Annotated in this window: 11 protein-coding genes; 3 read left to right on the plus strand and 8 right to left on the minus strand. The window is 64.1% G+C overall.

Going from position 1 to position 13,193, the window contains the following annotated elements; genetic code table 11:
• Window positions 1-25 precede the first annotated feature (25 nt).
• The gene (locus N7650_RS04075; RefSeq protein WP_279897186.1) at window positions 26-2,461 is read left to right on the plus strand and encodes a TonB-dependent siderophore receptor; all 2,436 of its coding nucleotides are present in this window, start codon (window positions 26-28) and stop codon (window positions 2,459-2,461) included.
• A 121-nt stretch (window positions 2,462-2,582) separates the two neighbouring features.
• On the opposite strand, the gene N7650_RS04080 is transcribed toward N7650_RS04075, so the two are convergent.
• The 4 genes from N7650_RS04080 to N7650_RS04095 are packed head-to-tail and all read right to left on the minus strand — an operon-like array spanning window position 2,583 to window position 6,019.
• Window positions 2,583-3,737 (minus strand): ABC transporter ATP-binding protein, encoded by a 1,155-nt coding sequence (locus tag N7650_RS04080; protein WP_009398132.1) that lies wholly within the window; start codon window positions 3,735-3,737, stop codon window positions 2,583-2,585.
• Complete coding sequence (locus N7650_RS04085; protein ID WP_009398134.1) at window positions 3,734-4,387, minus strand: ABC transporter permease; 654 nt, start codon at window positions 4,385-4,387, stop codon at window positions 3,734-3,736. Before N7650_RS04085 ends, N7650_RS04080 begins: the two co-directional genes overlap by 4 nt.
• Window positions 4,384-5,292 (minus strand): glycine betaine ABC transporter substrate-binding protein, encoded by a 909-nt coding sequence (locus N7650_RS04090; protein ID WP_009398136.1) that lies wholly within the window; start codon window positions 5,290-5,292, stop codon window positions 4,384-4,386. The genes N7650_RS04085 and N7650_RS04090 overlap by 4 nt, the downstream gene beginning before the upstream one ends.
• Window positions 5,293-5,305: 13 nt before the next feature.
• Entirely contained in the window at window positions 5,306-6,019 is a 714-nt protein-coding gene (locus N7650_RS04095) for an ABC transporter permease (RefSeq protein ID WP_009398138.1), read from the minus strand.
• Window positions 6,020-6,451: 432 nt separating this feature from the next.
• On the opposite strand from N7650_RS04095, the gene N7650_RS04100 reads away from it, so the two are divergent.
• The gene (locus N7650_RS04100) at window positions 6,452-8,035 is read left to right on the plus strand and encodes a peptide chain release factor 3 (RefSeq protein WP_279897187.1); all 1,584 of its coding nucleotides are present in this window, start codon (window positions 6,452-6,454) and stop codon (window positions 8,033-8,035) included.
• Window positions 8,036-8,168: 133 nt separating this feature from the next.
• On the opposite strand, the gene N7650_RS04105 is transcribed toward N7650_RS04100, so the two are convergent.
• The 4 genes from N7650_RS04105 to N7650_RS04120 all read right to left on the minus strand — a co-directional run bounded on the left by N7650_RS04105 (window position 8,169) and on the right by N7650_RS04120 (window position 11,960).
• Window positions 8,169-9,248, minus strand: coding sequence for a polyamine ABC transporter substrate-binding protein (locus N7650_RS04105; protein ID WP_009398142.1), 1,080 nt, complete (start codon window positions 9,246-9,248; stop codon window positions 8,169-8,171).
• A 56-nt stretch (window positions 9,249-9,304) separates the two neighbouring features.
• Window positions 9,305-9,646, minus strand: coding sequence for a cupin domain-containing protein (locus N7650_RS04110; RefSeq protein WP_279897188.1), 342 nt, complete (start codon window positions 9,644-9,646; stop codon window positions 9,305-9,307).
• A 40-nt stretch (window positions 9,647-9,686) separates the two neighbouring features.
• Complete coding sequence (locus N7650_RS04115; protein ID WP_279897189.1) at window positions 9,687-11,093, minus strand: FAD-binding oxidoreductase; 1,407 nt, start codon at window positions 11,091-11,093, stop codon at window positions 9,687-9,689.
• Between the two features lie 63 nt (window positions 11,094-11,156).
• Complete coding sequence (locus tag N7650_RS04120; RefSeq protein ID WP_009398148.1) at window positions 11,157-11,960, minus strand: nuclear transport factor 2 family protein; 804 nt, start codon at window positions 11,958-11,960, stop codon at window positions 11,157-11,159.
• Between the two features lie 293 nt (window positions 11,961-12,253).
• Between N7650_RS04120 and N7650_RS04125 the strand changes: the two genes are divergently transcribed.
• Window positions 12,254-13,153, plus strand: a complete 900-nt coding sequence (locus N7650_RS04125; protein WP_279897190.1) for a hypothetical protein — start codon at window positions 12,254-12,256, stop codon at window positions 13,151-13,153.
• The last annotated feature ends 40 nt before the right edge of the window (window positions 13,154-13,193 follow it).

Raw genomic sequence — 13,193 nt, forward strand, 5'->3', positions numbered from 1 at the left:
TTCATTCTCAGGAAGTCCCGAAGACGTGAACAACAACAAGCATGCCCCGCGTTCCGCCGGCCGCTCGCGCTGGCTGCCCCTGGCGCTGGCCCTGGCGGTCAGTGCCGGTATCGGCAACAGCTACGCCGACTCGACGCCGACCCCCATCCAGATCCAGGCCCAGTCGTTGGCCAACGCGCTGAACCAGCTTGGCCAGCAGACCTCGCTGCAACTGTTCTTCACCCCCGAGCTGGTGGCCGGCAAGCAGGCTCCGGCGGTGTCCGGCAACCTGACGCCGGAGCAGGCGCTGCAAGCCTTGCTGCAGGGCAGCGGGCTGACCTACGAGATGTCCCAGGGCACCGTGGTCCTACGTTCGGCGCAGGCTTCCGGCGAGGTCGTGGAGCTGGCGGCGACCGATATCAGCATGGTCGGAGACTGGCTCGGCGATGCCCAGGAGGCGGTGGTGCAGAACCATCCCGGCGCGCGCACCGTGGTGCGCCGCGAGGCGATGATCGAGCAGGGTGCGATGAACGTGCGCGACGTGCTCAAGGGCATTCCCGGGGTACAGGTGCAGGACTCCAACGGTACCGGTGGCAGCGACCTGTCGCTCAATGTCGGGGTCCGCGGCCTGACCTCGCGCCTGTCGCCGCGCTCCACAGTGCTGATCGACGGCATCCCGGCGGCCTTTGCACCCTACGGCCAGCCACAGTTGTCGATGGCGCCGATTTCCTCCGGCAACCTCGACAGCATCGACGTGGTGCGCGGTGCCGGTTCCGTACGCTACGGGCCGCAGAACGTCGGTGGGGTCATCAACTTCGTGACCCGGGCGATCCCGGAAAAGGCCACCGGCGAAATCGGTACCACACTGGAGACGTCCCGCTACGGCGGCTGGAAACATATCGATACGGCCTTCCTCGGCGGCACCGCCGACAACGGCATCGGCGCGGCGCTGCTGTATTCCGGGGTCAATGGCAACGGCTACCGCCGCAGCAATAACGGCAACGATATCGACGACGTACTGTTCAAGACCCACTGGGCGCCGACCGACCGGGACGAACTGTGGCTGAACTTCCACTACTACGACGGCAAGGCCGACATGCCCGGCGGCCTGACTCAGGCCCAGTATGATGCCGACCCGTACCAGTCCGATCGTGACCACGACAACTTCAGCGGCCGGCGCAAGGACGTGTCGCTCAAGTACCTGCGGCAGATCGACGACGTCACCCAGTTCGAAGTGCAGACCTACTACACCGACAGCTTCCGCGGCAGCACCATCGCCGCCCGCGACCAGAAGACCCTGTCGTCCTTCCCGCGCAGCTACCACACCTTCGCCATCGAGCCACGGTTGTCGCGGCTGTTCTTCACCGGCGAGGCGACCCAGGAAGTCAGCGTCGGCTACCGCTACCTCAAGGAAGCCATGCACGAGCAGGCCAGCCGCCTGGCGCTGATCGACAACGTGCCGACCGTCACTCCGACTTCCGACGGCCATGTCTACCAGGACCGTACCGGTGGAACCGAAGCCAGCGCGTACTACATCGATGACAAGATCGACATCGGCAACTGGACCATCACGCCAGGCCTGCGCTTCGAGCACATCAACACCGACTGGCACGAACGCGCGGTGCTGGGCACCAACGGTGTACGGGTCCAGGCCAAGAGCCGCAGCATCAGCAGCGACGAGCCGCTGCCGGCGTTGAGCGTGATGTACCACCTCTCCGATGCCTGGAAGCTGTTCGCCAACTACGAAACCTCCTTCGGCAGCCTGCAGTACTTCCAGCTGGGGCAGGGCGGCGTCGGCAACTCGACCGCCAACGGCCTGGAACCGGAAAAGGCCAAGACCTACGAGATCGGCACCCGCTACAACGATGAACACTGGGGCGGTGAGCTGACCGCGTTCTACATCGACTTCGACGACGAGCTGCAGTACATCAGCAACGACGTGGGCTGGACCAACCTCGGTGCGACCAAGCACCAGGGTATCGAGGCTTCGCTGCGCTATGACCTGTCCGGGCTGGATGCACGACTGGAAGGCTTGAGTGCGAATGCCGGGTTCACCTACACCCGTGCAACCTATGAAGGCGAGATCCCGGGCTTCAAGGGCCGTGACCTGCCGTTCTACTCGCGCCAGGTGGTCAATGCCGGGCTGCGCTACCAGGTGAACCGCTGGACCTGGAACCTGGACGCCTTCGCCCAATCGAAACAGCGCGCGCCGGGAACCGGCATGAATGCCAACGGCAGCTTCAACGGTAACTACATCACCGAGCCGAGTGCCGACGGGCAATACGGGGACATCCCGGGGTACGTGACCTGGGCGGCCCGTGGTGGCTACGACTTCGGCCAGCAGCTGTCGAACCTGAAGCTGGCGGCGGGGGTGAAGAACATCTTCGACAAGCAGTACTACACCCGCTCCAGCGACAACAACTCGGGAATCTACGTGGGCGAGCCGCGGACCTTCTATGTGCAGGCCAGTGTAGGGTTCTGATTTCTCGGGTGTTCTTGAGGGCCTCATCGCTGGCAAGCCAGCTCCCACAGGGTCAGTACAGACTTCAAGACCTGTGCAGTACCTGTGGGAGCTGGCTTGCCAGCGATGAGGCCCTCAGCTTTTACACAGCAGTTTCAGCCGGGGAAACGATGCTGGTTTTGCCCCCACGTGAACGTCCCGAACTCAGGTAGGCCGCAATGGACTCCTGGGTCACCTCGCCCAGGAATACCTGCTCGGCATCCAGCACCGGCAGCCACGCCCGGTTGAATTCGTACATGCGCGACAACAGGATGCGCAGGTGCTCGTCGTGCGCTGCGGTGGCGTTGAACTGGCGCAGGAAGTCGGCGCATACACCCTGCTGGCGGTGCAGGTCCCGACGCCGCACATAGCCCAGCGCACGATTCTCGCCATCGGTCACCACCACATACTTGCGGTCATGCTCGTCCATCAGCTCCAGCGCATCCGCCACCGGCATGTCCGGGCTGGCCGACGGCGCGTTGTCCGCCGCATCCTCGGCCCGTACCAGCAGCAGGCGCTTGAGGGTGCTGTCCTGGCCGACGAAGTTGCTGACGAACTCGTCCGCCGGATGCGCCAGCAAGGTGTCCGGATGGTCGATCTGGACCAGTTTGCCGGCGCGGAAGATGGCGATCTTGTCACCCAGTTTGATGGCCTCGTCGATGTCGTGGCTGACCATGATCACGGTCTTGTTCAGCGCCCGCTGCATCTCGAAGAATTCGTTCTGGATCATCTCGCGGTTGATCGGGTCGACCGCGCCGAACGGCTCGTCCATCAGCAGCAGCGGCGCTTCGGCGGCCAGCGCGCGGATCACCCCGATGCGCTGCTGCTGGCCGCCGGACAGTTCCCGCGGGTAACGCTGCAGGTACTGCTTGGGCTCCAGGCGGATCATGCTCATCAGCTCGCGGGCACGCTCGTGGCATTTCTGCTTGTCCCAGCCGAGCAGGCGCGGGACCACGGTGATGTTTTCCTCGATGGTCATGTTGGGGAACAGGCCGATCTGCTGGATCACATAGCCGATGCGCCGGCGCAGGGTCACTTCGTCGAGGCCGGTGGTGTCCTCGCCATTGATCAGGACCTTGCCCGAGGTGGGCTCGATCAGGCGGTTGATCATTTTCAGGGTGGTGCTCTTGCCGCAACCGGACGGGCCGAGGAAGACGCAGATCTCGCCTTCGTTGACGGTCAGGCTGACCGAGTCGACCGCCTTGACCTCCTTGCCGTTGCTTTGGAAGGTTTTCGAGAGGTTCTGGAGTTCGATCATTTGAGCAGTCCTTCTGGAGTCAGCTTGCGTTGCAGGGCTTGCAGGAGCAGGTCGGCGGCGATGGCCAGGAGGCTCACCAGCACGGCGCCGACCAGCAGCATCGACATGTCGCTGCGGCTGATGGAGGTCAGGATAAGTACGCCAAGGCCGCCGGCGCCGATGGTGGCGGCGATGGTCATGACGCCGATGTTCATCACCACGGCGGTGCGCACCCCGGCGAGGATCACCGGTACGGCGATCGGCAGTTCGACCATGCGCAGGCGCTGGCCGAAGGTCATGCCGATGCCGCGGGCGGCTTCGCGAATGCCCGGCTCGACGTTGGTAAGGGCCAGGTAGGTGTTGCGCATGATCGGCAACAGCGAATAGAGAAACACCGCGGTGATCGCCGGCAGCGGACCCAGGCCCTGGCCGAACTTCGAGTAGAACGGCAGCAGCAGGCCGAACAGGGCGATCGACGGCACCGTCAGCAGCACCGTGGCGCTGGCCTGGAGCGGGCCGGCGAGGGCGGGGAAGCGGGTCATCAGGATGCCCAGCGGCACACCGACGAGGATCGCCAGGGTTACGGCGATGCCGACCAGGGTGATGTGCTGGCCGGTCAGTTGCAGCACTTGCCCCCAGTCGAGATGGGCGAAGGTGTCCAGCAGGCTCATTGCGCATCTCCTTGCAGTGGGTGGGCGCGCAGGAAGTCGTCGGCCACCTTGCCGGGGCTTTCATGCTCGACGTCTACCCTGGCGTTGAGCTGGCGCATGGTCTCGTCGTCCAGGCGCTCGGCCAGTGGCTTGAGCAAGGTCGCCAGTTGCGGGTTGGCGTCGAGCACCGCCTTGCGCACCACCGGCGCGGCCGTGTAGTCCGGGAAGTAGTGACGGTCGTCTTCCAGCAGCTTCAGGTCGAAGGCGCTGAGCCGGCCATCGGTGGTGTACACCAGGCCGGTGAACACCTGGCCATTGCGCAATGCGGTGTAGACCAGCCCGGCGTCCATCTGGCGGATGTCCTTGCGGGTGAACTGCAGGTCGTAGGTTTCGGTCAGGCCGGCGAGGCCGTCCGGGCGATTGGCGAACTCGGTGTCGAGGGCGAGGATGTGGGTCTTGCCGGCCTCGTCGCGCAGCACCTGGTTGAGCTGGCTGATGGTCTGCACCTGCGGGTACTCCTCGGCCACCTCACGGGGCAGCGCCAGCGCGTAGGTATTGCTGAAGCGCGACGGCGCCAGCCAGACCAGGCCTTTCTTCGCATCCAGTTCCTTTACCCGGGCGTAGGTGGCGGCGGCGTCCGGCAGGCGTTCGTCGACATGGTTGTAGGACACCAGCGAGACCCCGGTGTATTCCCAGACCATATCCAGCTGCCCGCTTTCCTGGGCGCTGCGCGCCAGGGTGCTGCCCAGGCCGCCGGTGATGCGCACGTCGAAGCCGTGCTGGCGCAGGTAGCGGGCGGTGATTTCGGCGAGCACGGTCTGCTCGGTGAAGACCCGCGCGCCGATGCGGATCAGGGGTTTTTCGGCAGCCTGGGCAAATCCTGCGAACAGCAGGGCCGCGCCCAGGAGCAAGGCGATTCGTTTCATGATGATCCCTCGGTCAGTGAGTCAGGCCGCGTTCCAGCCAGCGGCGGCTGCCCTGGGCGACCAGCGCATCCAGTAGCAAGGCCAGCAGGGCGGTACAGGCCGCGCCCAGCAGCAGTTGCGGCTGGTTGTTCAGGGCGATGCCGGGGAAGATCAGGCTGCCCAGGCTGTTGGCGCCGATCAGGAACGACAGCGGCGCAGTGCCGACGTTGATCGCCAGGGCAACGCGCACCCCGCCGACGATGATCGGCACGGCGTTCGGCAGCTCGACCTTGAACAGCGACTGGCGCGGCGTCATGCCGATGCCGGTGGCGGCTTCCTTGAGCGAGGCGGGGACGTTTTTCAGGCCTTCGTAGGTGTTGCGCACGATGGGCAGCAACGAGGCGAGGAACAGCGCGAGGATCGCGGGGCCGGCGCCGATGCCGAGTATGCTCAGGGCGATGGCGAGTACGGCGAGAGGAGGAACGGTGTTGCCAATATTGAAAACCTGCATGAAGCGTTCGGCGCGGTCGACCCGGTGCGGTCGACTCAGGGCAATGCCGGCGGGGATGCCCACGACCAGCGCCGCCCCCATCGACAGCAGCACCAGCATCAGGTGCGCCTGCAGGTAGAACCATAGATCGGCGCGGTAATGCGCGATCGTATCGATGCCGATCCAGTGGATCAGCAGGGCCAGGATGACGAGCGCGGCGGCACATCCCATCAGCCCCTTGCCATAGCGTGCAGCCATAGGCGGACTCCTTTTTCTATCGTCGGCGCACGGATTCCATGGGGTCGCCATTCCAGGCGACGGGCGATCCGTGTGCGAAAAGCGGCGGCCAGAATGCGCGCCATGAGCGAAGCCCCGTCAGGCTCGTGTTGCCGGTGAAACCACCCCCGACCAACGGTCATTGCAGGGGAATGGACGCCTCCATCGCTTTAAAGGTTCCCATCTGATGCGGCATTTGGCCAGCGCTAATCCCCCGGGTGTTTGAAATTTCGCACGAGGAATGAGCGTGATTCTGATGGGGAGGCGTTGAATTGACTGCTGTTGGGCCGATGATGAATGCTTCCGGCATGCCACGCTCCTGCACCAACAGCACATTTGGCCAGCCTTTGGCCGTTGGCCCGACTTCAGGTATGATATCGCCCCTTTTTTCAATCCCCAGTCAGGCGATTTCCCATGACCCAACAGGCCGCCGAAGTCGCGAAGCGCCGCACTTTCGCAATCATTTCCCACCCCGACGCCGGTAAGACCACCATCACCGAGAAGCTCCTGCTGATGGGCAAGGCCATTGCCGTGGCCGGTACGGTGAAGTCGCGCAAGTCCGATCGCCATGCCACCTCCGACTGGATGGAAATGGAGAAGCAGCGCGGTATTTCCATCACCACCTCGGTGATGCAGTTCCCCTACCGCGATCACATGATCAACCTGCTCGATACCCCGGGCCACGAAGACTTCTCCGAAGACACCTACCGCACCCTGACCGCCGTGGACTCGGCGCTGATGGTGCTCGATGGCGGTAAGGGCGTCGAGCCGCGGACCATCGCCCTGATGGATGTGTGCCGCCTGCGTGATACGCCGATCGTCAGCTTCATCAACAAACTCGACCGCGATATCCGCGATCCGATCGAACTGCTCGACGAGATCGAGGCGGTCCTGAAGATCAAGGCTGCGCCCATCACCTGGCCGATCGGCTGCTACAAGGACTTCAAGGGCGTCTACCACCTGGCCGAGGACTACATCGTGGTCTACACCCCGGGCCATGGCCATGAGCGCACCGAAGCGAAGATCATCGAGAAGCTGGATTCCGACGAGGCCCGCGCGCACCTGGGCGACCAGTACGACGGCTTCGTCGAGCAACTGGAACTGGTCCAGGGCGCCTGCCATGAGTTCGACCAGGACGAGTTCCTCAACGGCCAGCTGACCCCGGTGTTCTTCGGTACCGCGCTGGGCAACTTCGGCGTCGACCATGTGCTCGATGCGGTGGTCGACTGGGCTCCGCGCCCGCTGGCCCGGGTTGCCCACGAGCGCACCGTGGAGCCGGTGGAAGAGAAGTTCAGCGGCTTCGTGTTCAAGATCCAGGCGAACATGGACCCGAAACACCGCGACCGTATCGCCTTCATGCGCATCTGCTCGGGCAAGTACGAGAAAGGCATGAAGATGCGCCACGTGCGTACCGGCAAGGACCTGCGCATCGGTGATGCACTGACCTTCTTCTCCTCCGAGCGCGAGCAACTGGAAGAAGCCTGGGCCGGCGACATCATCGGCCTGCACAACCACGGCACCATCCAGATCGGCGACACCTTCAGCGAAGGCGAAAGCCTGGGCTTCACCGGTATCCCGCACTTCGCCCCGGAACTGTTCCGCCGCGTGCGCCTGAAGGACCCGCTGAAATCCAAGCAGTTGCGCCAGGGCCTGCAACAGCTGGCGGAAGAGGGCGCGACCCAGGTGTTCTTCCCCGAGCGCAGCAACGACATCATCCTCGGCGCCGTCGGTGTGCTGCAGTTCGATGTGGTCGCCAGCCGCCTGAAGGAGGAATACAAGGTCGAATGCGCCTACGAGCCGATCACCGTCTGGTCGGCACGCTGGATCACCTGCGATGACAAGAAGAAGCTGGAAGACTTCAAGAACAAGGCGATGGAAAACCTCGCGGTGGACGGCGGTGGTCACCTCACCTACCTGGCGCCGACCCGGGTCAACCTGTCGCTGATGGAAGAGCGCTGGCCGGATGTGAAATTCCGCGCTACTCGCGAGCATCACTGAACCTTGAGACCTGTGGGAGGGCTGCCGGCCTCATCGCTGGCAAGCCAGCTCCCACAGGTTTCGCGGTGCACGCAGTCCCTGTGGGAGCTGGCTTGCCAGCGATGAGGCCAGTGAACCCCCCGCACCAATCAGATCAGTTACCGGCTTTTATGCTGGTCCAGATCCGCGTCCTGATCCGGTCGATCTTCGCCGGCATCGCCTCAAGCGCATAGAGCTTGTCCATCACCTCTTCCCCCGGATAGATCATCGGGTTGGCTTTCAGTGCCGGATCCACCAGCCCGTCCGCCTTCAGGTTGCCGTTGGCGTATTGCACATGGTTGCTGATGTTGGCCATTACCTCCGGCTGCAGCAGGTAGTTCATGTAGGCATACCCGGCTTTTTCGTCAGGCGCGTCCGCCGGCATCGCGACCATGTCGAACCACATCGGCGCCCCTTCCTTCGGAATCGAATAGCCCACCTTCACGCCATTCTTCGCTTCCTCGGCACGGTTCTTCGCCTGCAGCACATCGCCGGAGAAGCCCACCACCACGCAAACATCGCCATTGGCCAGGTCACCGGTGTACTTTGAGGAGTGGAAGTAGCTGATATACGGGCGCACCTTCATCAGCAGGTCCTTGGCCTTGTCGTAGTCCTTGGGATCCTGGCTGTGGTGCGGCAGGCCGAGGTAGTGCAGGGCGATCGGCAACAGCTCGGGGCCGTTGTCGAGCACCGCGACACCGCAGCTTTTCAGCTTGCCGATGTATTCGGGCTTGAAGATCAGGTCCCAGGAGTCCACGGGCGCGTTGTCGCCGAGTACCGCCTTGACCTTGTCGATGTTGTAGCCGATGCCGGTACTGCCCCACAGGTAAGGGAAACCGTGCTGGTTACCCGGGTCGTTCACCTCCAGGGCCTTGAGCAGTACCGGATTGAGGTTCTTCCAGTTCGGCAACTGGCTACGGTCGAGCTTTTTCAGGGCGCCGCCCTGGATCTGCCGGGCCATGAAATGGTTGGAGGGAAACACCACGTCATAGCCGGAGTTGCCGGTCATCAGCTTGCCATCGAGGGTTTCGTTGCTGTCGAAAACGTCGTAGGTCGGCACGATGCCGCTGGCCTGCTGGAAGTTCTTCAGCGTGTCCGGGGCGATGTAGCTGGACCAGTTGTAGATCTTCACCGAGTCGGCCGCGCTGGCCATGGAAGCCGCCAGCATCAGGGGTGCAAGAAGGAGAGTGCGCATGTCCGGGTTACCTTTCTCTAGCTGTTGTTATCGAAGGCAGCAGGCGATCAGCGGGATCAGAAAATCAACACGTAGGTCTTGCGCACCGTTTCCTGGATATCCCAGATTCCGGTGCTGTTGGCCGGTAGCATCAGTGCGTCTCCGGCTTCTATGACAATGGGCTCGCCGCCGTCGGGGGTGAAGGTGCAGCGGCCCTTGGTGAAATGGCAGAACTCCTGTTGCACGATCTGCCGCCGCCAGCGCCCCGGTGTGCATTCCCAGATGCCGGTTTCCACCCCGTCGCTGCGTTCGACGCAGGTGACCGAGGTCACCGCGACGGGCTCGCCAAGGGGTACGGCGACCGGGCTGGAGGTTTCCAGGGCGACGCTGTCGGTGTGTTTGAACTGGGTGATGCTCATGACCGCGGGTTCCTCTGTCGGGTGATTCAGTTGATCAGGTTCAGTTCATGAATCCCTGCATGAAGTCCGCGAGCGCTCCGGCCATGCGCCGGCGCCATGGCGGGCTGGCCGGGCTGGCGAGGGTGCGGTCCTCGAAGACGAAGCTCTGGATGATGGCGTTGTAGCCGAGCCAGCGGCACGGCTCCGGCGGCCAGCTGGCGAGGCTGGACAGTGCGCGGTTGTCGTGGACCCAGGGCTGGGCGGTGAGGGCGTTGTGCTGGCCGAGAATCAGCGCGGCCAGGGTGCGCCCGCCGAGGTTGGTAGCCCCGACCCCTTCGCCGCCGTAGCCACCGGCCAGGGCGATGCCGCGCTGGCGATCGCAAAGCATGTGCGGGCGGAAGCGCCGCGCCATGCCCAGGTTGCCGCCCCAGGAATGGCTGATGCGCACGTTCTTCAATTGCGGGAACAGTTCGCTGAACAGGTAGCGGCGCAGTTCGATTTCATCGTGGCTCAGGCTGAAGTCTTCGCGCAGACGCCCGCCGAAGCGATAACCACCGCGGGCGCCGAATACCAGGCGGTTGTCCCGGGTGCGCTGGCCGTAGGTGACCTGGCGGCTGTTCTCGCTGAACGCCTGGCCTTCCTTGAGGCCGATCTCGTCCCATTGCGAGTCGCTCAATGGTTCGGTGGCCACCAGCAGGCTCTGCACCGGCAATTGGTGCTTGCCCAGCGGTGGCAGGCTGACGGCATAACCTTCCACGGCAGGCACTACCCAGTGACTGCGGATGCGGGCTTGCGGAGTGCGCACCTGGCCGGGGTTCCAGTCGATGGCCGGGGTGTTCTCGTAGATCGGTACGCCGAGCCGTTCCACCGCCCGGGCCAGCTCGCGGGCGAGTTTCGCCGGCTGGATGGTCGCGGTGTGCGGGCTGTAGATCGCGCCGTAGGCATTGCTGACGCGCAACTGGCCGTCCAGTTCTTCGGGGCGCAGCCAGCGGTAGTCGTCGGCGGTCATGCCCTGGCGATAAAGATCATCGAGCCAGCCGCGCAGGCTTCGCTCCTGCTCCGGGTAGCGCGCTGCGCAGTACAGCACGCCACCCTTGCGGTAGTCGCAGTCGATGCCTTCGCGGTCGAGTACGCGGCGGGCCTCGTCGGGGATGTCGTGGAGCAGGTCGATACTGTCCCGGCGTTGTTGCGGGGACAACGTGGCAAGCAGGCGATCTTCGCCGAGCAGGTTGCCCATCAGCCAGCCGCCATTGCGCCCCGAGGCGCCGAAGCCGGCGAACTTCGCCTCGATGATGGCGATGTTCAGGTGCGGCGCCTGCTGCTTGAGGTAGTACGCGGTCCACAGCCCGGTGTAGCCGGCACCGATGATGCACACATCGACATCCAGGTCCTGGCTCAATGCCGGGCGCGGCTCGATCGATTCGTCGAGCTGGTCCATCCACAGGCTGATCGTGCGCCAGGCTTGCATCGGTGCTGCTCCACATCGGTAAAGGTCTGGAGCCGATCCTAGTGGCGGGCGGGGCGGGCTGTCCTACGTGCGTGCACGCAGGGAAATTTGCTTCACATAGGCCTTGGGAGACAGGCCGGTATGCTCGCGGAAACACTTGTAGAAGGCCGAGAGCGAGTTGAAACCGGCGTTGAAGGCCAGCTCATCGACGGTGGCACTGGCGGTGGTGCTGTCCAGGCGACCGAGCAGATGGTGCAGGCGGGCCTGGTTGACGTAGCGGTAGAAGCTCTGGCCAAGGACCTGGTTGAGCAGGTAGGAAATCTGGTTGCGGCTGTAGCCGCTTTCCTTCGCCACCCGTTGCAGGTCCAGTTCCGGGTCGAGGTAGGGCCGCTGGCGCTGGAAATAGTGCTCCAGGTCCTGGGCCATGGTACGTAGCTGGCGAGGCGACAGGCCGAGGCGGCTGGTCGCCGGGCGCGGGCCCGAGGGCCTTGTGCCCTTGACGTTCTGCTGGACCAGCGTGGCGTATTCGTTGACCCGCCAGATCAGGCCATCCTTGACCGTGATCGCCTCGCTGGCGTGGAAGGCCACCAGGCCCTCGCCACCTCGAACCGTGACCTGGTACTGGATGAAGGCGGTACAGCCATCGACGCGGATGCGGTCGCCGTGGACGATGTCTTCGCCGTCCTGGTGGGGCAGGCACACCCGCACATAGTCGCGCAGCTCGCTGTAGTCGAGAACGCGGTTCTGGAAAAAGTCGTGGTACTCGACGTCCGGGTGATACAGCGCCATCACCCCGTCGAGGTCGCGGCGCATCCAGCAATGGTGGTAGCGCAGGACGGTGTCGGCTGTGATCGGGGTCTGGCTGGGGCCGTCGGGGAGGGAAGTCATTTTTGGATAGTGCTTGAGGGCCTCATCGCTGGCAAGCCAGCTCCCACAAGGACTATGTGCACCGCTGAACCTGTGGGAGCTGGCTTGTCGGACCGCCGCACCGCAGCGATGAGGCCGGTGAATATTGCAGAAAGCCATCTGGCGGAACGGCTTTCCCGCATTTTGCACGGTCCTCAGACGTCGATCTTCCGCCAAACCCCCGGTTTCATTGCCCGTCATCATTGGAAACATTTGGCACGCCCGCTGCACCTCCTCTCCCGTCAAAGGACCCTTTGCTCACCGGAGAGGCATACATGATCACCAACGACTATTCACCCGCTGTCGATATCCCGAATCGTTCGGGCGTGTCCTGGGCGGCGATTTTCGCCGGGGCCGCAGCTGCTGCGGCGTTGTCATTGATTCTCGTCGTGCTCGGCGCAGGTCTCGGCTTCGCCGCCACCTCGCCCTGGGGCGACGAGGGCGCCAGCGCCAAGGCGCTGGGCATCTCGACCATCGTCTGGCTGTTGCTGACCCAGATCATCGCCTCCGGCTTCGGTGGCTACATCGCCGGCCGGCTGCGGGTGAAATGGGCCAGCCTGCACGCTGACGAGGTGTACTTCCGCGACACTGCCCATGGCTTCCTGGCCTGGGCCGTGGCCACGCTGATCACGGCGGCGATGGTGCTGGGCACGGCGGGCAGCCTGGCCAGTGCCGGTGCGCACACCGCTGCTACGGCCGGGGCCACTGCGGTCAGTGCCTCAGCCAGCAATAACAACGATGCCGATCCGATGGGTTACTTCGTCGACACCCTGTTCCGCAGCGAAGGCCCGGCCCCGGTCAGCGATGACGCAGCCAATGCCGTGGCGGCGCGAATTCTCGGGCGGGCCATCGTCGATGACAGCCTGGTGCCGGAAGACCGTGCCTACCTGGCGCAACTGGTAGCTCAGCGGACCCGCCTGACCCAGGCCGAGGCCGAAGCCCGCGTGGACCAGGTATTCGCGCAGGTTCAACAGGCCAAGGTGCAGGCCAAGCAGGCGGCGGATGCGGCAGCGAAAGCGGCGGCCTGGACGGCGTTGTGGACCTTTGTCGGTCTGCTGTGCGGGGCGTTCTTCGCCAGTTTCGCGGCGCTGTATGGCGGTCGCCGTCGCGACCAGGTGCAATGGGTTGAAGTAGACGGTGCGGGTTATGTGGCCCGGACTGCGCCGATTCGTTGAGATAAGAGGAGAGACATCATGCGTTCATTACTGCTGTGGT

This window comes from Pseudomonas sp. GD04058 (assembly GCF_029836855.1).
Lineage (GTDB): Bacteria > Pseudomonadota > Gammaproteobacteria > Pseudomonadales > Pseudomonadaceae > Aquipseudomonas > Aquipseudomonas bharatica.